Here is a 20456-nt window from a genome sequence, read left to right as displayed (position 1 = left end):
AGCGTCACGTCAGCCGTCAATAAATAGCCAATAGGTGAGATCAGCGGGTAGTTGGGTGGATTGGGGAAATTGTGGGCAGTATTATTACAAGCACCAGATTCTTTCCTTTATATAGGTGAGCATCCTCCTTTATATAACCAGAACTCAAAGCGCTCTACAAAACTGGTAACGTCATGCTAAGATCAATCGATTTCTTAACAGCCAAACATTGTCTGATTATTGGTCACTCCAATTAAATAGGACAACATGCAGGACAATATATAGTATCCACTTATGCCACTCTTAATAAAATCAATGAGATATAATAATGCTGCGGATATTGCTGAGTAACGATGATGGTGTCACCGCACCGGGTATTCAAACCTTAGCGGCCAGATTGCGGGAACACTATCATGTTCAGGTGGTCGCGCCTGATCGTAACCGCAGCGGAGCATCGAATGCCTTAACGCTGGATCGTTCCCTGCGTATCAATACGCTGAATAATGGTGATATTGCCGTTCAGGAAGGTACGCCGACGGACTGTGTCTATCTGGGCGTTAATCGCCTGGTTCTGCCTCGTCCGGATATTGTGGTTTCAGGAATCAACTGTGGTCCCAACCTTGGTGATGACGTAATTTATTCCGGCACAGTGGCTGCCGCGATGGAAGGGCGTCATTTAGGATTACCGGCGCTGGCGGTGTCACTCAATGGTGATAAACATTATGAAACAGCCGCGGAAGTTACAATGCGCCTATTGAACCTGCTGCAAAAATTCCCCTTAAGGGCAGGCAATATTCTGAACATCAATGTGCCTGACGTTCCTATTGAGCAGATCAAAGGTTTTCGGGTAACACGATGTGGCAGTCGGTGTGCTGCTAAAGAAGTTTACGCCTTGGAAGATCCCAAAGGTAACATGCTTTACTGGATAGGGCCTCCTGGCGAGAAACATGACGCAGGGCCAGAAACAGATTTTGCAGCGATAGAAGACGGGTTTGTCTCCATTACTCCCTTACAGGTGGACTTAACCGCTTATAACGCGCAGGAATTAATCAACGATTGGTTGGTAAAAGTCGGGGATATGGGAGAATGCTAAGTCGGTCAATGAAAAATTTGCTGACCCAATTACGCCAGCAAGGAATACAGGACGAGCACTTGCTGGAAATTATCGCCAGAGTTCCTCGGGAATGTTTTGTTGATGAAGCTTTGGCGCATAAAGCCTATGAAAATACGGCACTGCCTATTGGACATGGGCAGACCATATCTCAGCCTTACATTGTTGCCCGCATGACAGAACTGTTGAGCTTAACCCCTGAAGCCAATGTGCTGGAGATTGGAACGGGATCTGGTTACCAGACGGCGATACTCGCCCATCTGGCCAGACACGTCTTCTCTGTGGAGCGTATTAAAGGTTTGCAGTGGCAGGCTAAACGCAGATTGAAGCAGCTTGATTTACACAATATATCAACCCGTCACGGTGATGGTTGGAATGGATGGCGGTCAAAAGGGCCATTTGATGCCATTATTGTCACGGCAGCGCCGCCCGAAATTCCACAGGCTCTGTTGTATCAACTTGCAGATAACGGAGTGATGGTTTTGCCCGTGGGGGAGCGCTCTCAGTCGCTTAAAGTGGTACATCGTTATGGCAGTGATTTTCACAGCGAAGTGATCGAATCTGTCCGTTTTGTACCCCTCATTCAAGGCGAACTAGCATAATCTGCTAATTTATTTTGTCATTATTTTTAAATTGGCTGTCATTTTTTCTGAAGTTAAGCAAAATATTTTGCTTTAAATCTTTTGTAATTCGAAATTTCTTTATAAATCATTATGCTTAAAACTTATATTTGCCTTTACGGGGGAATAAGGTATGAATTTAGGAAACTCAGTGAAAAAAATAAAGTGGATAAGCTCTGTTATGGGAGTGGTGCTGGCAGGTTGTAGCAATACATCAGATCGTCCAGCGCCGATAGTGAGTATTGATAAGCAGGAACAAAATAGAGGGATCCCTTCCAGAACCTCGTCCATCTCGACACCCATGCCATCTTCCCCTTCAACCACTTCAGTAAATCGTTCATCAGAGCATCGTGCTTCGGAAAATCGTTATTTAGTGAATCGTGCTGTTGAAAATGGCTCACATCAGGGACGGATCGTCTATAACCGCAATTATGGGAATATTCCTAAAGGAAGCTATAGCGGCAGCACCTATACGGTCAAAAGTGGCGATACTTTGTTCTATGTTGCATGGATTACAGGCATTGATTTTCGTGATTTATCTCACAGAAATAACATTTCAGAACCTTATAACCTCAATGTTGGGCAAGTCCTGAGAATGGGTAATGTAAACTCCAGTAATGGTGTATTCCTAGCATCAAATAGTACCCAATCTAAAATTGAGCAGGTTGATTTTCAAAAAAGTAATGCGTATCCTGCAAACATTGATAGACCGAGTTCCGAAAAGATGTTGCCAAGGAAATCAATTTCTGTTAGCGAAAGTCCCGCTCTGAAATCATCTCCGGCAACAGACATAAGTCCTAGCAGTACCATCAGCAGTAATAGCAGTAGTAGCAATAGTTGGGGATGGCCTGCGGAAGGGAAAGTGTTTGAAGGCTTCTCGGATTCTAAGGGTGGAAATAAAGGCATTGATATTGCGGGTAGTCGTGGCCAGCCCGTTTTTGCAACTGCCAGTGGGAAAGTAGTTTATGCCGGAAACGCATTACGTGGATATGGAAATCTCATAATTATAAAACATAACGATGACTACCTGAGTGCCTATGCTCACAACGATACCATGCTGGTTCGTGATTCGCAGGATGTCCAGGCGGGGCAAAAAATTGCCACTATGGGTAGTACTGGAACAAGTTTAGTCAAATTACATTTTGAGATTCGTTACAAGGGAAAATCCGTAAACCCGCTGCGTCATCTTCCGCAGCGATAAACCAGGGCAGGATTCTGAATTCCTGCCCGCATTATCATGGGTAGGAGCAGCTGATGAGCCAAAGTACGCTTAAAGTTAATGAGTTGTATGATGAGGCGGATTTAGACGAACATGGCATGGAAGCCGATGACTTTGATGAAGCGTTGCTGAAAGACGGGGATGATTTAACCAATGCTGATGAAGATTTGGATTTGTTGCAAGGGGTTAACCAACGGGTTCTCGATGCAACACAACTTTATCTCGGAGAGATTGGTTTCTCACCTCTGCTGACAGCAGAGGAAGAAGTTCTTTTCGCAAGACGGGCACTTCGGGGAGATATTGCTGCTCGCCAACGTATGATTGAGAGTAATTTGCGGTTGGTAGTTAAAATATCTCGCCGATATAGTAACCGAGGGTTGGCACTTTTGGATCTCATTGAAGAAGGTAACCTTGGTCTTATTCGTGCGGTGGAAAAATTTGATCCTGAAAGAGGTTTTCGTTTTTCTACGTATGCAACATGGTGGATCCGCCAGACAATTGAGCGGGCTATTATGAATCAGACACGTACGATCCGTCTGCCTATTCATATTGTCAAAGAATTAAATGTTTATTTACGTACTGCAAGAGAGTTAGCCCATAAATTGGATCATGAACCCAGTGTCGAAGAAATTGCGGAAAAACTGGATAGACCGGTTGATGATGTGAGCCGTATGATGCGGCTTAACGAACGCATTACTTCTGTTGATACACCAATAAGTGGGGATTCAGATAAAGCCTTACTGGATATTTTATCTGATGAAAATGACTCAGGGCCAGAAACAACCATTCAGGATGATGATATGAAGCAAAGCATTGTGAAGTGGTTGTTTGAACTGAATGCAAAACAGCGTGAAGTCTTGGCTCGCCGTTTTGGGTTGCTTGGGTATGAAGCAGAAACATTAGAAGATGTTGGCCGAGAAATCGGTTTGACAAGGGAAAGAGTCCGTCAGATTCAAGTTGAGGGTTTGCGCCGTCTCAGAGACATACTGCATACTCAAGGCTTGAATATTGAATCATTATTCCGCACTTAAATATTTATATCCAATAGATTTCAAGTTGCAACTAATAAAGTAGCAACTTGAAAGATGAAAGAGATATTATGGTTTAACCAAAAGGTGGGCTAAATAAGCCCACCTTTTATTTATCTTTTATTTTTTATCTTTCTTGGTTCTAACAGACGGGTATTAGACTTCACTGTTACACCATATCTTTCAGACGATAAATCCACTCCAGTGCCTGACGTGGTGTCAATGTATCTGGATTCAGATTTTCCAACGCTTCAACTGCTGGAGATGCTTCTTCCGTTAGCAGCGTCAACTGCGGTGTATCGACGTGACCTGCCGTCGCATTGTTGGAGAGAGATTCCAGCTCCTTTAATTTCTGGCGCGCTCGTTTGATGACATCACGGGGAACGCCTGCCAGAGAGGCGACAGCCAGTCCATAACTCTTACTTGCCGCCCCTTCTTGTACACTGTGCATGAAGGCAATGGTCTCGCCATGCTCGACAGCATCCAGATGGATATTAACCACACCTTCCAGTTTTTCAGGCAGCGTTGTCAGCTCAAAATAGTGAGTGGCAAATAACGTCATCGCCTTGATGCGATTGGCTAGACTTTCCGCACAGGCCCATGCAAGGGACAGACCATCATAAGTGGACGTACCGCGCCCGATCTCATCCATCAAGACCAAGCTATGCTCTGTTGCATTATGCAGAATATTGGCGGTTTCGGTCATTTCCACCATAAAGGTAGAACGTCCTGATGCCAGATCATCGGAAGCGCCCACGCGGGTAAAAATGCGGTCTACAGGCCCAATCAGCGCTTTCTCGGCAGGAACAAAACTGCCGATATACGCCAGCAGCGTAATCAAGGCGGCCTGACGCATATAGGTACTCTTACCCCCCATATTCGGCCCCGTGATGATCAGCAGACGACGCTGTGACGAAAGCGTTAATGGGTTTGAGATAAAGGGTTCACTCAAGACTTGTTCAACGACAGGATGGCGTCCACCCGTGATTTGAATACCGGTTTTATCGCTCAGTGTCGGGCAGGTATAGTTGAGCGTCTCAGCGCGTTCAGCAAGGTTTGCCAGAACATCCAGCTCTGACAGTGCTTCTGCGCTAGTTTGCAGCTCAGCCAGATGAGGCAGCAGCAGATCGAATAGCTCTTCATATAACGCTTTTTCGATGGCCAGCGCCTTGCCTTTGGAAGTCAGAACCTTATCTTCATATTCCTTCAATTCAGGAATGATATAGCGTTCTGCATTTTTCAGCGTTTGACGGCGTACATAATGAATCGGGACTAAATGGCTTTGTCCACGGCTGACCTGAATATAGTAACCATGCACCGCATTGAAGCCGACTTTCAGCGTATCAATGCCGAGTTTGTCACGTTCGCGGATCTCCAGCCTGTCCAGATAATCACTGGCGCCATCGGCTAATGCACGCCACTCATCCAGTTCGGCATGGTAACCCGGGGCAATGACACCGCCGTCACGTACCAGAACAGGGGGTGTTTCGACAACGGCTTTCTCCAGCAGCGTCTGTAATTCATCAAAATGACCGACACGCTGTTGCAGTGCCTGAATATAAGGTGAGTCAGATGATGCCATGATCTGATGAATATCGGGCAATTGCTGGAAAGCATGGCGCATTCTGGCCAGATCACGAGGACGGGCGGAGCGAAGAGCAAGACGGCCAAGTACACGCTCTAAATCACCAACCTGACGTAAAAACGGCTGCAATTCAAAGCCAATCTCTTGTAAAGCTGAAATGGCCTGTTGGCGGTTTTCCAGCACGTTTCTGTCGCGAATCGGGGTATGTAGCCAGCGTTTCAGCATGCGGCTGCCCATGGGTGTCACACATTGATCGAGTACAGAAGCCAGTGTGTTTTCAGTGCCACCTGCCAGATTTTGGGTCAATTCCAGATTGCGGCGGGTTGCAGCATCCATAATGACCGTTTCTTGCTGGCGTTCTACCGTAATATTGCGGATATGGGGCAGGGCGGTACGCTGGGTATCTTTCACATATTGCAGCAGGCAGCCAGCCGCGCGCAGTGCTAACGTAGATTTTTCCACCCCAAAACCGATCAGGTCACGCGTACCGAATTGCAAATTCAGTTGCTGCCTTGCTGTATCGAGTTCAAATTCCCACATTGGGCGACGGCGCAGGCCATTACAGCGTTCAATCAGTGCCATGGGGCCAAAGCTTTCGGGATAGAGCAACTCCGCAGGGCGGGTACGCTGAAGCTCGGCGGCAATGGTATCTTCGTCTGCCATTTCAGAGACGCGGAAGCGGCCGGAGGTGATATCCAGCGTGGCATATCCAAACCCTTGGCTATCATGCCAGATAGCGGCCAGCAGATTATCCTGACGTTCGTGCAGCAGGGCTTCATCGGTTACCGTACCGGGCGTGACAATGCGCACAACTTTGCGTTCAACCGGGCCTTTGCTGGTGGCAGGATCACCTATTTGTTCGCAGAGCGCCGCTGATTCACCGAGCTGTACTAGTTTTGCCAGATAGTTTTCGATTGCGTGATAAGGAACCCCCGCCATCGGAATGGGCTGGCCTGCGGATTGCCCGCGTTTGGTCAGAGAAATATCCAGTAACTTAGCGGCTTTTTTGGCATCGTCAAAGAACAGTTCATAAAAATCCCCCATCCGATAAAGCAGCAAAATGTCAGGATGCTGGGCTTTCAGGCGCAGATACTGCTGCATCATGGGAGTATGGCTGTCTAAATCCTTTGCTGGTGATTCTTTCATATTGATCGCATTCAATTTTACTATTCCTGTTGACTCAGTTGGGCCATCGACGCTCAGTCAACCCATCTAAAATGACAAAACCTAAATATAATCAGCTAAGGATGGAACGCAATGAACCTCATCCCGGGCGAAAACGTTATCTTATCACTGATAATCGGTGTGATCATTAAGGCTTCAAACCAGCCAGCAGTGACCAAGTATGGCAAAACGTGACAGGGAAAGTTTAGGTGGTAGGCTATCAGGATTGCAATTGAGAATGTATAGGATTTTTTGGCTATTGATGAGGACTGGGAAGCGGCTCGATTTTATTTTTACACCTAACTACTCATCATGAGTAATATTCTTATATTTAATCAGATAGTTTTGATTCAATGGTGTTTACAGAATAATTAAATGAATGAAAAACAAAAAGAGAAAGAACATCGCAAAGATAATAACTACCCAGCAGAACTGATAAAAAGGGTATGAGTTGCCAAAGTTGACCAGGCCGCGGAGACCGCTATCGTGAAGACGTTGGGATAGCTTTCGGAACATTACTATATAGATAACGCTATAGAGAGTCCAAAGGACAAGGACACTTCTGGCCAGCTTTTTACCGCCTATCATGCCGAGTATCAAGGCGATGGCAAAAAAACCTAATGCGGCACGATTATCAAGCTGTTTTAAGGAAGCAAGAGTTTGTTCATCTTGCTTTTTCATTGCATATTTTGAAAGCAAAGCAGTAATACCCTTATTTTTAGTTTATCTATTTTAACCCTATCCAACCAAAAACCCATTTTCATTGAAATTAAGGGGCGTTTTTTGGGATGAATAAAGCGACAAACTGTACGTAGACATTGATAATGTCACTGACGTTTATTGTCTTGGCCTGTGGGTGATGGGCTTATGCCGGGCCTAGATTGTACATTTTGTCAGTCTGCTCATTCTTGTTTTATTTCTATTTCCCACCATTGAGGGTGTGACTCTCGATAAGAGTGCGATAGCGGAATCAGTTCCTGCTGTCCATTGTTATCGAAATTACCAAGAATCAACCCAATCGTAGGGCCATCATCAATCGCGCCCAATGAGCTACCGCATCGGCTGCAAAATGCTCGGCTGGAATAATCTGAGGAACGGTATAATGACGGAAGGCCACTTTCGCTAATCCATTGAACTGCATCTTTTGGAAATTCAACCCAGCAAAGTGTCAATGCGCCAGAATGTCTTTGGCACATAGTACACGAGCAGGTGTGAGGAAAGTCGGGGATTCCGGTAGCAATGAACTTGATATTGCCACATAAACATCCACCCTTATATTCTTTCTGGCTCATGATTACTCCTTATGCGATGTTGTACTTTTGCTTGTATTATTCTCATTCAGACAAAGAAAAATAACGAACTTGTACCTTTATTTTGCTCAATATATAAAATACTGCGTAGAAATGTAGGTATTATTTTAATCCGAGTCGATTTAAGAGGAAATTATCATGCCCGATTACCAGCCTCCTTACACTATCACTCCGGCTATACTCAATCGAGTGGTTGAAATAGGCGAATTATTAGGGCGTTGGTCAGCACAAGCGGAGCATTTTTCGCCGTTGCTGCGTAAAGAGAATCGAATTCGCACGATACAGGCGTCACTGGCGATTGAACATAATAGTTTGTCTACTGAACAAGTGACGGCGATTATGAATGGGAAACGCGTATTGGCACCTGCCAAGGATATTCAGGAAGTACGCAATGCGATATTGGCTTATGAAAAATTACCGAACTGGCAGAGTCATCGATTAACTGACTTGTTGACCGGGCATCGATTGTTGATGATGGGGCTAGTTGATCAGCCCGGGCAATTACGTGCTGGTGATGTCGGAATTTATCGAGAAAATCAGCTTATCCATATGGCTCCGCCCGCTAATCAATTATCGCGCTTGGTTGGTGATCTGCTTACATGGTTAAAGCAAACTGATATCCATCCTTTAATAGCCAGCTCTATTTTCCATTACGAGTTTGAATTTATTCATCCGTTTGCTGACGGCAATGGTCGCATGGGGCGTTTATGGCAAACACTGATTCTCAGTGAATGGCGTTCAGAATTGGCTTGGTTGCCGGTAGAAACGTTAATTTACCATCAACAGCAGGCGTATTATCAGGTATTAAGGGAGTGTGATCGCGTTAGCGACTGTACTCTATTTATAGATTTTATACTGGAAAAATTGGCTCAAGCACTGAGAGAAAGTATTGATGCTCAAAAGTCGAATGCTGTCGTGATGTCGGTAGAAACGTCGGTAAAAATGTCGGTAGAAAATTTGCCTCTCCTCAATAGGACTTCGCAAAAAATTCTGTCTTTTATTGCTGATCATCCAGCGATAACAATGTCTCAATTGGCTGATGAATTGGGAGTAAGTCGTCGTACGATAGAACGAAATATCAAGGTATTACAGGAAAATGGACACTTGATTCGGGTAGGTGCGAAGAAAGGAGGATATTGGCAAATTAGGTAATAGGCGGCATGTATCATACATGACGCCTTTGTTATTATGAAGAAGCGGGGTTTTCTTTTTTTGTGAGTTTATTAACAGCGCTCCAGAATTTAGAACTGTTTTTAATGATATTACCAATAGCTTCTATAACTTCATTTTCATCTACACAATAAGTAATACTACTATCTTCTTTTATGATGATTTCACTATCGGATGTGATTTCCCATGAAAAGATAGGTGATATTATTATTTCCTTGGTATTACCAACATATACATTCTGTATGAATTGATTTGTAATTTCGTCCTCATTACTAATGTTTTTTCCTATTACTTCAAGAAGAGTAATTATTTGGTTTTTATATTTACCAGAATAAGTAATAATTTTAATTCCTGATAATTTACTCTCTAATGTATCACTGAAAGTAGAAATTATTTTTTCAACCATTGCTTTTGATTGTTCATTTTTTCTATTTTTATTTAATCCTTCATCGATAATGGAGGTGATTTTCTTTTCTAAATCTCTCATAACTGTTCCTTTACCTTTCAATAGTTAGAAAAATTGGTAAATGATCTATTTTCTGGTTGTTATAGTCTATATAACAGCTTGTTATGTCACTGTAAATGTATCTTACACTTGATTCATTTAAATGCCATGGGCCAGTAGATATAAATGCTGAAGAAACAAATATTTGGTCAAGTATAGCAGATCCATTTTCTTTTGAGTGGCCTCCTTTCCAGACAAAAGTTCCATGACTTGTACGGGCTTTATCGTTTGATTTAGAATGATATTCATGGGGTTTCATTAGGTTCCATGAAGCATTGTATAAGTGGATGCTACTTTTTCTAGCACTACTTTTATTAAATTTAACACCTAATGTATCTTTTATTTCTGTAGACCATGGCTGAGAATTATAATCACTGATTAAAACAATTTGGTTACCTGCTTGAATCTCCTGTTGGAAAACATTTCTTATCTTATTGGCAGCTTCAATACGTTTTTGCTTTCCTTCAGAATTATAATCACTTGGCCAGTGAGAAGCTATAATACAAAATCCATTAGAATTCATTTTATTGACTTCTTGTATATCAATTAAAATACCTGCTTTTATTGTCGTTCCATTTTTAAATTCCTGTTCATCTTCTGTTGGATAATGGGTATTATATTTTATCTGTTTAATTGATTTTATTTCTAATATTTCTTTAGAGTAAATAATGCACATATCAAAGCTTGAACGAGTGGAAGCTTTTAATATACATGATTCAAAATGTAATGCACGATCTATTTTGCCAGAGCTATTTAAATGATTGATGATTTCTTGTATTGATATTTTATTTACTTCACATATGATGAGTATATCTGATTTATGAGTTTCATTTGTTAGTAAATCAATTATTACATCACATGCAACAATTATTTTTTCAGAGGTTGCTTTTGAGTTTTTTAGTGGTGTTATTCCACAATTCCAAAAACATATGTTAATCATTTTATTTTCCATGATATTACTATTTGTTTTTAATAGTATCTCTAATAATTATTGCTATGTCATATTATTGTAGTGACATAAGATTAAATCTTAGTGAAAGATTATCAGAGTATATATAGAAAATATACTTAATCAATCGATAATAGAGTATGTTTGCGAAGCGGATCGCACATATTTTGCAATGAATGAAAGACTTTTGCTACGTTCTTTTAGAGAAACGAGCAAAAGTCGGTAAAACACTCACTCAAACATCGATAAGTAACGATCCCTTGACCAGCGATAATATAAGGCCAGTCTATTATTAATTTCTTCTACATCAAATTTCTCAGGGGAAAAAACGTTATTAGGGGAAATATCAGCTTCGCCATTAACCCATTCAAACATGTCCTGATAGTCTTCATGCGTTGGATCTTTAAGAACACTAAGGAGTTCCATATAGCCATATACCCCACCGGAATCTTCTGGTGGGCAGGCTTGTTCACCTTCAAGGCAGAAAATAGGCATCGGCAACTTTTCGGGAGAATAGTTACTGTTTTCCAGTACAATCTCATGCTCCCAATCGTCACCAAAATCATAAAGATAAGCAAACTTGCTTCCTTTGCGTTTGATGAGCGAATCCAGTTTGAATCTTCCTTCTTCCTGACAATCACTCATTCCATCTGGCATTTCGGTAAAGCGTTTGGCGCTAAAAATGAACTCATGTAAGTGACTGTCTTCCCAACCCATCACAGCTTGTATCACATCGTGCAAACGATCCAATGAAATATTGGATGGAACAACAAAGCGACGCCATATAACCGGCTCGGTTTCAGTAAGCGTAATTTTTAACTGATAGAACTTTTCCATTTATCACCTCTATGAGTTGATGAATTGACGGGAAAGAGCTAAATATTCGCATATTTCCGTTACGATATGAAGTGATCCGGATTAAAATTCGAATGATTTTTATACTGATAAAATTGTCTGTCTGCTATTTGATTGATTTTTTTAGCAATTTGGTTTTGCTAACTCTATTGAATATAGATATTGTTATTTTGTTAAGTTAACTGTTTTTCTGTTAATAAATTCTCTTTGAAAAAGAGAATTTATTCCTTTGTGAAAAATATCATTTTTTTCGCATTGAAGACTGTAGTAAAATCGAGCTAATTTTATCGTCTGGCAAAAATCAGTAAGGGGTGAATAGTAGTGTCCGTGATTTTTGTCGGGTTTTCATTTTCAACGACTTCTTTTTGTTATCGTTTATCCTGAATGATCTCGCAATAAATGGATAGGGTTTGGAGTCAAAACGATTGACGCTAGCAAAAATTTATCTACGGCTATCTAAAATAACAGGAAATTTATGTCCTTTTTTGATAAAAACAAGAAGGTATCTTGTTTTGTTGCGCTATTTTTTCTTATTTTTCTTATACATAAATGTTTTGGGTATCAATTGAAGCTGATATATGTCTTCAGTGCCTTTGCCTTATTCTTATTGCTGGCGGCGGTCAGTAAGCGTGTATATCTCTTTTTGATTACTTTTTTTTCCCTTGTGGCAATACTGTACGCACCAGTTGGCCTGAATTACGGTTTTCCAGATATTAATGCGGTAGGCTCACTGCTTTATACAAACCAGAATGAAACGTTGGAATATATCAGTGGATTTCCTGTTTCAACTTACTTAACCGTGATGGGTATTTTTGCCTTGATGATGTTTTCATTCAGGCTAAATGTAAACTTATCAGGAAAAAATAAAAAATGGTTATTTTTTCTGTTCTTCATTCCTGCATTTTGGTCACCAGCCAAAGGATATATTAAATCTGGTTTTGAAAACGGTACGGAACTTTTGAATACCAGCTTACCTGAAGTCCGATTTTTCAGTGACGCTTACCAGAGTTACACTAAAGTGATGTCTGAAAATAGCCGTTTCGCCAAAATTATCAAACTTCAGGATGATTGGCAGCCCGTAGTCAAAGAAGAAAAATACGACACTTATATTATGGTGATTGGTGAAAGTGTCCGAAAAGATTTTCTGAGCGCTTATGGTTTTCCCGGTAAAAATACACCGTGGCTGGATAATACAAATGCAACCCTGTTCACCCATTATATTTCTGCCGCACCATCAACCCAGCTATCACTGACGAATTCTCTGGCGATCCGTCAGTCGAATGGGATTAATTTGAATAACAGTATTGTCACGCTGGCAAATAAAGCGGGGTTTGAAACTTACTGGCTTTCTAATCAAGGGATGAAGGGAGGGTTTGATTCTCCTGTGGCAATGATCGGCCAACAGGCTAAACATTCGATGTTCTTGAAAGAAGGTAGCTCAGATGACAGGAGCTATATGCCGGATGAAAATTTATTACCTTATGTCCGTAACGCACTGACGAATGATCAGCATGATAAAAAGAAAAAACTGGTTGTCATCCATTTGATGGGTTCGCATCCGCAGCCCTGTGCCAGAACCAATAACCAGTACAGTACTGATTTCCATTCCAAAAATATCTCATGCTATGTACAGAGTATCCATAATACCGATAGCCTGCTGGCTGAAATAGAAAACATTGCCAATCAAAACCAGTTGAACTGGACAATGCTTTATTTTGCCGATCATGGATTGTCCTTTGTGCATAAAGGAACGGATAACGAGAACTTGACTCATGGCGATAAAAATCAACAGAATTATCAAGTTCCTTTTATTATTACCTCTTATGACTATTCAGCCAGAAATAAAATAGACGCCCAGCGCAGCGGCTTGCATCTTTTGCCCATGTTATCTCTATGGTTAGGGGTTGAAGAGCCTCGGCTGGCCTCAGAGTATGACTGGTTTTCCAATCAAGAATGCCAGAATCAACATACTGTCATTTCATTTGATGGTGAACATATGGACTTTAATCGCCTGAATAACGACGCCATTCATTTTGGTTTATGAACAGTGAATTAACTCACAAAACGTCACCCATTGCATCCGTATCCGAACCACTGATCAGAGGATTCTGACCGTTTAATACGGTATTCAACCGCTGGCTCAGATCCTCCTGATATCGTGGGTGGAAGTTTCATATCATAGTGCAGTGTGGCGAGGAGTATAGCTTCCCTCTGGCTATCAGATAGCTGGCTTATAAAGAGGGAAGTGAAAGATTAAATCATGACTTGCTGTTCGTCTTACCTTAAAAAGGGTGTTTTATGAACAATAATAAATTTTTAAAACATATCCCCTGGATGATATTGGGGATAATTGGCGCATTTTGCCTTGGGGTCGTTGCGCTGCGTCGGGGAGAACATGTTAGTGCCTTATGGATAATCGTTGCTTCCGTGGCGGTTTATCTTGTGGCGTATCGATATTACAGCCTTTATATCGCCACCAAGGTGATGAAGTTAGATGCGACACGGGCAACACCTGCGGTCGTCAATAATGATGGATTGAACTACGTACCGACTAACAAAAATGTCCTGTTTGGCCATCACTTTGCGGCCATTGCGGGAGCGGGGCCATTGGTGGGGCCGGTATTGGCGGCACAGGTCGGTTATCTGCCGGGGACGTTGTGGTTGCTGGCAGGGGTTGTGCTTGCTGGGGCAGTACAAGATTTTATGGTGCTGTTCATCTCTTCCCGCCGCAATGGGGCATCACTGGGTGAAATCATTAAAGAAGAAATGGGACAGGTTCCGGGAACGATTGCTCTGTTTGGTTGCTTCTTGATCATGATTATCATTCTGGCGGTGTTGGCTCTGATCGTCGTGAAAGCACTGGCGGAAAGTCCGTGGGGCGTATTTACCGTTTGCTCCACTGTACCGATTGCGCTTTTCATGGGGCTCTACATGCGATATATCCGTCCGGGGCGTGTGGGTGAAGTCTCCGTGATCGGGGTTGTCATGCTGGTTGCTGTAATCTGGTTTGGGGGTGTTGTTGCGGCTGATCCTTACTGGGGGCCTGCACTGACCTTTAAAGATACCACCATCACTTACACACTGATTGGATATGCGTTTGTTTCCGCATTACTGCCAGTCTGGCTGATTTTGGCTCCACGTGATTATCTGGCTACTTTCCTGAAAATCGGGGTGATCGTCGGTCTTGCTATTGGGATCGTGATCCTGAATCCTGACCTGAAAATGCCGGCCGTGACGCAATTCGTTGATGGTACTGGGCCAGTCTGGAAAGGCACGCTGTTCCCATTCCTGTTCATTACCATTGCTTGTGGTGCGGTATCTGGCTTCCATGCACTGATCGCTTCCGGTACTACTCCTAAATTGCTGGCAAACGAAAAAGATGCCCGTTTTATTGGTTATGGTGCGATGTTGATGGAATCGTTTGTTGCGATCATGGCGCTGGTTGCTGCGTCCATTATCGAGCCGGGCCTGTATTTTGCCATGAACACGCCGCCAGCAGCATTGGGTATTACTATGCCTGACTTGCATAATCTGGGGACGGCAGAGGCGCCAATGATCATGGCATCACTGCAAGATGTGACAGCCCATGCAGCAGCGACCGTAAGCTCATGGGGCTTTGTTATTTCACCCGAGCAAATTCTGCAAACGGCGAAAGACATTGGTGAGCCATCTGTGCTGAACCGTGCCGGGGGAGCACCAACATTGGCGGTGGGGATCGCTTATGTATTCCACCAGATTATTCCAGCGGCAAACATGGGATTCTGGTATCACTTCGGTATTCTATTTGAAGCGTTGTTCATTCTGACTGCACTGGATGCAGGTACGCGCTCCGGTCGTTTTATGTTGCAGGATTTACTGGGGAACTTTGTTCCATTCCTGAAAAAAACCGATTCTCTGGTTGCTGGCATCATCGGTACAGCGGGCTGTGTCGGCTTATGGGGCTATCTGCTGTATCAAGGTGTGGTTGATCCGTTGGGTGGCGTTAAGAGCCTGTGGCCGCTGTTTGGGATTTCGAACCAGATGCTGGCAGCGGCTGCGCTGGTACTGGGAACTGTCGTGCTGATCAAAATGAAACGCGCCAAGTACATCTGGGTGACTGTTATTCCTGCAATCTGGTTGCTGATCTGTACGACATGGGCACTGGGGCTGAAATTATTCAGCGACGACCCACGACTGGAAGGTTTCTTCTTCCTGGCGAAAGAATATAAACAGCGTATCGCTGAAGGCGGGGCAGAACTGACAGCCCAGCAAATCAGTAACATGAATCACATTGTCGTGAATAACTATACCAATGCGGGCTTAAGTATCCTGTTTCTTGTGGTGGTCTATAGCATCATAATCTATGGCATCAAAACCGCGATAAAAGCGAGCAAAAACCCAGAGCGTACAGATAACGAAACGCCTTATGTTCCTGTTCCTGAAGGTGGGGTAAAAGTTTCTTCTACGCACTGATGTGATACTCAGACTGATGCCAGCCAAGTAAGTTTCAACGATAACGGCTATACCCCGCATAATCGTCTTTGTATTATGTGGGGTATTTTTCTTTGGAGAACAGTATGTTTGGTAATCTTGGCAAGGCGGGTAAATATTTGGGGCAGGCTGCCCGCATGTTGGTGGGAGTTCCTGACTATGACACTTATGTCCAGCACATGAAGGAGAATCACCCAGATAAACCTTACATGACCTATGAAGAGTTTTTCCGTGAGCGTCAGAATGCGCGCTATGGTGGTGATGGCAAAGGCGGCATGCGCTGCTGTTAGTGTTTTAGTGAGCAAAAGATCAAAAGAAAGAAAATCGTTGTCAGTGAAACAGGAAACGAAAATGAAACCCATATCAGTCACAATTCTGGCAGGTTTTTTGGGATCGGGCAAAACGACGTTATTGCGTCACATCCTCAATGCCGAACATGGTTATAAAATTGCTGTCATCGAAAATGAGTTTGGTGAAGTGCCCATTGACCATGAATTAATTGGGGATAGGGCAACCCAGATTAAGACATTAAGTAACGGCTGCATCTGTTGTAGTCGCTCAAGTGAGCTTGAAGATGCCTTGCTGGATTTACTGGACGGAATTGACAAAGGGCAGATCGATTTTGACCGTCTGATTATTGAATGTACAGGTATGGCAGATCCTGGCCCCATCATGCAAACCTTCTTTTCCCATGAAATTCTGTGCCAGCGTTTTTTGCTGGATGGAATTATCACACTGGTGGATGCGATGCATGCTGATCAGCAGCTTAATCGCTTTTCCATTGCGCAGTCACAGGTGGGTTATGCCGATAGAATTTTGCTGACGAAAACAGATGTTGCCCCTGAGCATGATGCCCTGCTTGAACGTTTACAGCGAATTAATGCCAAGGCTCCCATTCATAAAGTGGTTCACGGTGAGGCTGACTTAAGTTTGCTGTTTGATATCGAAGGCTTCATGCTCAATGATAAGCTGACGGTTTCGAACCCGGTATTCCGGTTTATTCCCAAGCAACAGAACACCATCCAGTCGATTGTCGTTAACTTGAAGCATCCGGTTGGGTTGGCCGAGGTTTCTGACTTAATGGAAGAGTTACTGCTGAGTTTCGCTGATAATCTGCTGCGTTACAAAGGTATTCTCGCTATTAAAGAAGAGCCACGCCGATTACTGTTTCAGGGAGTACAACGCCTATATAGCGCAGACTGGGATAGAGCTTGGCACGATAACGAGGAACGCTTCAGCGTGCTGGTTTTTATCGGCATGGATTTACCTGAACAGAAAATCCGTGAAAAGTTTGCGGAATTGTAGTTGATCATATTTTATTCTTTATTGAGCAGTGAAATAGTTTGTATAAAAATCCGCTGCTCATATTTAAATAGAAATTTATATTATATATGCACTCTTTTCGTCTTGGTTTCTTGTAAAAATATAAGTAATATTTTAACAAAAATAAAACAACAAGAATAAAACCTATTCATAAATTGAATTTATCATAGGTTTAAGGCAATTCATTATTTATGTTATGGAGGAATTATCCATCCGCAATCTCCACAAGTTAGCCGGTGGAGATTGTTGCAATAACAGATCATGTTAGTGAAAACGGGAATGATAAATAAAAGGCTTACTTCGTAGGCTACTCCCAAATTCTGGAAAAACGTTTCACATTACTGGCGGTGTAAATCACCGTATGTGAAATATTACGATGCCCGAGATAATCTTGAATCAGACGTGTATCACGGCCAAGATCCGCCAGTGCGTAGCCGCAGGCATGCCTTAACATATGCGGATGTGGAGAAACACTGACAGACGCCTGTTTCCCATAGCGCTTTAGTAACCCATAAACTTGCTGGCGTGAAATAGAGCCGGATTTTTGGGAAAGAAATACCCACGGCGCATCGGCATCCCGCCATTTCTGGCGGACATCAAGCCATTTTTTAAGTGCTTCAATTTCTTTTGGAATCAGAGGGTGTGTTGTTGATAGCCCACCTTTTAACCGCCTGATATGAATAATTGCTGAATTTAAATCGAGGTCGGATAAACATAAATTACACAATTCACTAACCCTAAACCCGTGAATAAAACACATTAATAGCATGCAGTAATCCCGTTCTGCATGACGTCCTTGTTTTGTTTCTTCCAAAATTGCGTCTATTTCGTATCGGGTTAAAAATTTACGTTGCTTCATGACATTATCATTCCTATGACATCAGATAGATTAATTGTAAATAGCAAGGTATTTAAACCAATCGAATAAAACCAGCCATCAGTATCTTTAAACATGATTAGCAAAATACCAGATTAATCTAATTGGAAAACAGTAAATAAAAAAAATTTGCTGCTTCTATTCGTCTTATCTTTAATGAAAATATTGATTGTAATTGTATAAATACGTGTTATGTGGTTCTGATGTACAGAATGGGGCAATCATAAGCAGAATTCCACAATAAAAATTGTTTGATTAAAATTCGCGACTAAAAATTTGGTCTGATTTTATTTTTAGATTTTTATTCTTTCAATGTTCCTTTTCTGGGTAATGAAATTGTACTTTTACTGCATTTGACCAAAAAAGTAAACGATTTAACTAAAGCGTTAAAGTATTAGTTATTGGGCGATCAAAAAAACATCCGTATCTCATTTTTGTTAGCTAGTTTGTGGTATTAAATTTTGTATTTTTTATTTTATTTGGTTTTTAACACTGTTATTTGTAGGGATAATTTAAAATCAATGTGGTAGTCATATGCCACTAATAGAGAGGAATTTAGCACTAAATGAAAAGGAAAGTCCCTAATTTAGGATAAATTAGTTGTATGAGTTATTATTAATAATTGAAATTATTAATTTGCTAATTAAAAAGGATTATTTTTTTATTCTATATGGCTCGTGAAATTTAATAAAATAGGTGTGGATTATAATTAATTAAATATAATTTCATTATTATAATTATTTTCTGAATTATGTACTGTCGAATATCATTTTTTTGATGCTAAAGACCTTTTAAAAATAAAGGCCTTTAGTATGTTTGCTTATTCAGGCAACCCTTGCCTTATACACCATAATTTCGATGATTTGTGTATCCGTTTGTTGCATCGTGTGGCGAGCGAATGGACAAAACTGATCGTCATTCACCTTTCTCACATTAAGAAAAGGCTAGAAAAGGAGAAATACATAACAAAATCCCGGTGAAGATAATCAGGATTAGCGAGGCGCCTTTGTAATGATGGAGGCTGGGTACTTTGTAGACCAGATAAGAGGGGATCAGGCAACCGACGATGCCAAATATTGGGCTACAGAGGGAAGTGAAGCTTAAGACTGGCGCATTCAGGATAATGGCACTCCATGCCAATAAGATGGCAAAAATCATAATGCCTTTTTGCACCCATTTTTCATTGATCTTTTCAGCGGGCATCAGGCGCCCGAGAATATTCATGGCAATTCCCTGGCTGGCTTCGCGAAACCCGAGATAGACGCCAAAGAAGGCAGTCATCACCGCAAAAATATTGAGAATAACACTGACCGTAACTACCCAGCCGTCAGGGAAGAATTGTGCAGCGATAGCCAGTGCAGAAATATTCTGTTCATAGGCTTTGACGGCTTCATCGTGGCCCATTGCCAAAGTAAAGGAGATGGCATAGAAAAATACCGTACAAAACAGGACGCCAAACGCCATATTCATGGCTCGGAGCGCTTTATAGCGCGCAACTTCACGATTTTGCTGGTGGTTACGGTAAGAAATCACCATTGGACTTAGCGTCTGGATAAACAGGATGGAAGTGAGTGTAAAGGGTAACGTGATAATGGCTTTTTTGATCAGTATGGCGAAAGGTGGCAGCACGCCGATGTTGTACAGATGCCACATCCCAATCATTGAAAGACCCAATGCGGCGACAACAAATAATTTTGTCAGCACCATCAGACTGGAGATTTTGAACAGCCACTGTTCTCCACGGGAGGAAATTGCCACCAGAATACAAATTAAGATCAGCCCATAAAACGGATTTTTGGATAATAGCTCATTGGTAATACCAAATGTGTGCAGATAAGAGGCGCTATCGTTGGTAATGGCAGTCGAGTACACAAACATCCAGATCACCAGCATGATAAAGTAGAGAATACCTAACAAAATGCCCCAGTTTTTGCCGAGATAACCACTGATCACGCTGGGATAATCTTTGCATTCTGGTGATTCCGCGAGGGTGTTGATGAATAATCGCTGAAAAAGATACATGGCGGGATAGCCAATAATGGAAGATAGCAGGAAAACCCACAATCCCATCAAACCGACCTGAACAGGCAGGAAAACAATTCCGGCACCGATTGCCATACCAATACTCATGATGACCCAACCTGTGTCGGTACTGTCGAATTTTATGGCTTTTTTCCATTCAACTTCAGTCATATTGGCCCGTTTGGCTGCCGGAGAGGCATGGGTCGTGACCTCATTGTTTTTTGTTGCTGTTTTCATAATAGCTCTCGCTTACATCTTTGGTGTTGTAA

The 20456-nt window shown here is 42.3% G+C and carries 16 protein-coding genes and 1 pseudogene; 9 read left to right on the top strand and 8 right to left on the bottom strand.

Annotated features, from left to right (window positions below; translation table 11 throughout):
- Nucleotides 1-307: 307 nt before the first annotated feature.
- From surE to rpoS, 4 genes are all read left to right on the top strand, one after another.
- Entirely contained in the window at nt 308-1072 is a 765-nt protein-coding gene (surE, locus tag PSI22_RS15195; protein ID WP_273580482.1) for a 5'/3'-nucleotidase SurE, read from the top strand.
- Nucleotides 1066-1692 (top strand): protein-L-isoaspartate(D-aspartate) O-methyltransferase, encoded by a 627-nt coding sequence (locus PSI22_RS15190; RefSeq protein WP_273580481.1) that lies wholly within the window; start codon nt 1066-1068, stop codon nt 1690-1692. Before surE ends, PSI22_RS15190 begins: the two co-directional genes overlap by 7 nt.
- A 151-nt stretch (nt 1693-1843) precedes the next feature.
- Nucleotides 1844-2911 (top strand): murein hydrolase activator NlpD, encoded by a 1068-nt coding sequence (nlpD, locus tag PSI22_RS15185; protein ID WP_273580480.1) that lies wholly within the window; start codon nt 1844-1846, stop codon nt 2909-2911.
- A 53-nt stretch (nt 2912-2964) separates the two neighbouring features.
- Nucleotides 2965-3960, top strand: coding sequence for an RNA polymerase sigma factor RpoS (rpoS, locus tag PSI22_RS15180; RefSeq protein ID WP_038180995.1), 996 nt, complete (start codon nt 2965-2967; stop codon nt 3958-3960).
- 166 nt (nt 3961-4126) lie between these two features.
- Here the strand turns inward: rpoS and mutS are convergent, their stop codons facing one another.
- The 3 genes from mutS to PSI22_RS15165 form a co-directional block, all read right to left on the bottom strand.
- Complete coding sequence (gene mutS, locus PSI22_RS15175; protein ID WP_273580479.1) at nt 4127-6688, bottom strand: DNA mismatch repair protein MutS; 2562 nt, start codon at nt 6686-6688, stop codon at nt 4127-4129.
- Nucleotides 6689-7066: 378 nt separating this feature from the next.
- On the bottom strand, nt 7067-7387 hold the full coding sequence (locus PSI22_RS15170; protein ID WP_273580478.1) for a hypothetical protein: 321 nt from the start codon (nt 7385-7387) through the stop codon (nt 7067-7069).
- A 221-nt stretch (nt 7388-7608) separates the two neighbouring features.
- Nucleotides 7609-7998: a GFA family protein gene (locus tag PSI22_RS15165; RefSeq protein ID WP_273580477.1), complete on the bottom strand. Its 390-nt coding sequence runs from the start codon at nt 7996-7998 to the stop codon at nt 7609-7611.
- 156 nt (nt 7999-8154) lie between these two features.
- Between PSI22_RS15165 and PSI22_RS15160 the strand changes: the two genes are divergently transcribed.
- Nucleotides 8155-9168, top strand: coding sequence for a Fic family protein (locus PSI22_RS15160; RefSeq protein ID WP_273580476.1), 1014 nt, complete (start codon nt 8155-8157; stop codon nt 9166-9168).
- Between the two features lie 34 nt (nt 9169-9202).
- Here the strand turns inward: PSI22_RS15160 and PSI22_RS15155 are convergent, their stop codons facing one another.
- The 3 genes from PSI22_RS15155 to PSI22_RS15145 all read right to left on the bottom strand — a co-directional run bounded on the left by PSI22_RS15155 (nt 9203) and on the right by PSI22_RS15145 (nt 11477).
- Nucleotides 9203-9673 carry a hypothetical protein gene (locus PSI22_RS15155; protein WP_273580475.1) on the bottom strand — a complete coding sequence of 157 codons (471 nt, stop codon included), beginning with the start codon at nt 9671-9673 and terminating at the stop codon, nt 9203-9205.
- A gap of 10 nt (nt 9674-9683) precedes the next feature.
- Entirely contained in the window at nt 9684-10643 is a 960-nt protein-coding gene (locus PSI22_RS15150; protein ID WP_273580474.1) for a hypothetical protein, read from the bottom strand.
- A gap of 228 nt (nt 10644-10871) precedes the next feature.
- Nucleotides 10872-11477 carry a plasmid pRiA4b ORF-3 family protein gene (locus PSI22_RS15145; RefSeq protein ID WP_273580473.1) on the bottom strand — a complete coding sequence of 202 codons (606 nt, stop codon included), beginning with the start codon at nt 11475-11477 and terminating at the stop codon, nt 10872-10874.
- A gap of 583 nt (nt 11478-12060) precedes the next feature.
- Between PSI22_RS15145 and PSI22_RS15140 the strand changes: the two genes are divergently transcribed.
- The 4 genes from PSI22_RS15140 to yjiA all read left to right on the top strand — a co-directional run bounded on the left by PSI22_RS15140 (nt 12061) and on the right by yjiA (nt 17270).
- On the top strand, nt 12061-13539 hold the full coding sequence (locus PSI22_RS15140; RefSeq protein WP_273580472.1) for a phosphoethanolamine transferase: 1479 nt from the start codon (nt 12061-12063) through the stop codon (nt 13537-13539).
- Between the two features lie 254 nt (nt 13540-13793).
- Nucleotides 13794-15947 (top strand): carbon starvation CstA family protein, encoded by a 2154-nt coding sequence (locus tag PSI22_RS15135; RefSeq protein ID WP_273580471.1) that lies wholly within the window; start codon nt 13794-13796, stop codon nt 15945-15947.
- A 104-nt stretch (nt 15948-16051) separates the two neighbouring features.
- Complete coding sequence (locus tag PSI22_RS15130; RefSeq protein ID WP_012989953.1) at nt 16052-16255, top strand: YbdD/YjiX family protein; 204 nt, start codon at nt 16052-16054, stop codon at nt 16253-16255.
- Nucleotides 16256-16316: 61 nt separating this feature from the next.
- A complete protein-coding gene (gene yjiA, locus PSI22_RS15125) occupies nt 16317-17270 on the top strand; it encodes a GTPase (protein WP_273580470.1) in 954 nt (317 codons plus the stop codon).
- A gap of 325 nt (nt 17271-17595) precedes the next feature.
- Here the strand turns inward: yjiA and PSI22_RS15120 are convergent.
- Both PSI22_RS15120 and PSI22_RS15115 read right to left on the bottom strand, forming a co-directional pair.
- Nucleotides 17596-18150: pseudogene (locus tag PSI22_RS15120) on the bottom strand (tyrosine-type DNA invertase); the annotation flags it as partial.
- 948 nt (nt 18151-19098) lie between these two features.
- Nucleotides 19099-20424, bottom strand: coding sequence for an SLC5/6 family protein (locus tag PSI22_RS15115; RefSeq protein ID WP_273580469.1), 1326 nt, complete (start codon nt 20422-20424; stop codon nt 19099-19101).
- Between the last annotated feature and the right edge of the window lie 32 nt (nt 20425-20456).

Source organism: Xenorhabdus aichiensis (genome assembly GCF_028598775.1).
Lineage (GTDB): Bacteria > Pseudomonadota > Gammaproteobacteria > Enterobacterales > Enterobacteriaceae > Xenorhabdus > Xenorhabdus bovienii.
This window is presented reverse-complemented; position numbering and strand designations above follow the sequence as displayed.

Bases quoted from the DNA above. Each gene is read 5' to 3' on its own strand.
- surE (WP_273580482.1), top strand. From the start codon at position 308: ATGCTGCGGATATTGCTGAGTAACGATGATGGTGTCACCGCACCGGGT.
- PSI22_RS15190 (WP_273580481.1), top strand. From the start codon at position 1,066: ATGCTAAGTCGGTCAATGAAAAATTTGCTGACCCAATTACGCCAGCAA.
- nlpD (WP_273580480.1), top strand. From the start codon at position 1,844: ATGAATTTAGGAAACTCAGTGAAAAAAATAAAGTGGATAAGCTCTGTT.
- rpoS (WP_038180995.1), top strand. From the start codon at position 2,965: ATGAGCCAAAGTACGCTTAAAGTTAATGAGTTGTATGATGAGGCGGAT.
- mutS (WP_273580479.1), bottom strand. From the start codon at position 6,688: ATGAAAGAATCACCAGCAAAGGATTTAGACAGCCATACTCCCATGATG.
- PSI22_RS15170 (WP_273580478.1), bottom strand. From the start codon at position 7,387: ATGAAAAAGCAAGATGAACAAACTCTTGCTTCCTTAAAACAGCTTGAT.
- PSI22_RS15165 (WP_273580477.1), bottom strand. From the start codon at position 7,998: ATGAGCCAGAAAGAATATAAGGGTGGATGTTTATGTGGCAATATCAAG.
- PSI22_RS15160 (WP_273580476.1), top strand. From the start codon at position 8,155: ATGCCCGATTACCAGCCTCCTTACACTATCACTCCGGCTATACTCAAT.
- PSI22_RS15155 (WP_273580475.1), bottom strand. From the start codon at position 9,673: ATGAGAGATTTAGAAAAGAAAATCACCTCCATTATCGATGAAGGATTA.
- PSI22_RS15150 (WP_273580474.1), bottom strand. From the start codon at position 10,643: ATGGAAAATAAAATGATTAACATATGTTTTTGGAATTGTGGAATAACA.
- PSI22_RS15145 (WP_273580473.1), bottom strand. From the start codon at position 11,477: ATGGAAAAGTTCTATCAGTTAAAAATTACGCTTACTGAAACCGAGCCG.
- PSI22_RS15135 (WP_273580471.1), top strand. From the start codon at position 13,794: ATGAACAATAATAAATTTTTAAAACATATCCCCTGGATGATATTGGGG.
- PSI22_RS15130 (WP_012989953.1), top strand. From the start codon at position 16,052: ATGTTTGGTAATCTTGGCAAGGCGGGTAAATATTTGGGGCAGGCTGCC.
- yjiA (WP_273580470.1), top strand. From the start codon at position 16,317: ATGAAACCCATATCAGTCACAATTCTGGCAGGTTTTTTGGGATCGGGC.
- PSI22_RS15115 (WP_273580469.1), bottom strand. From the start codon at position 20,424: ATGAAAACAGCAACAAAAAACAATGAGGTCACGACCCATGCCTCTCCG.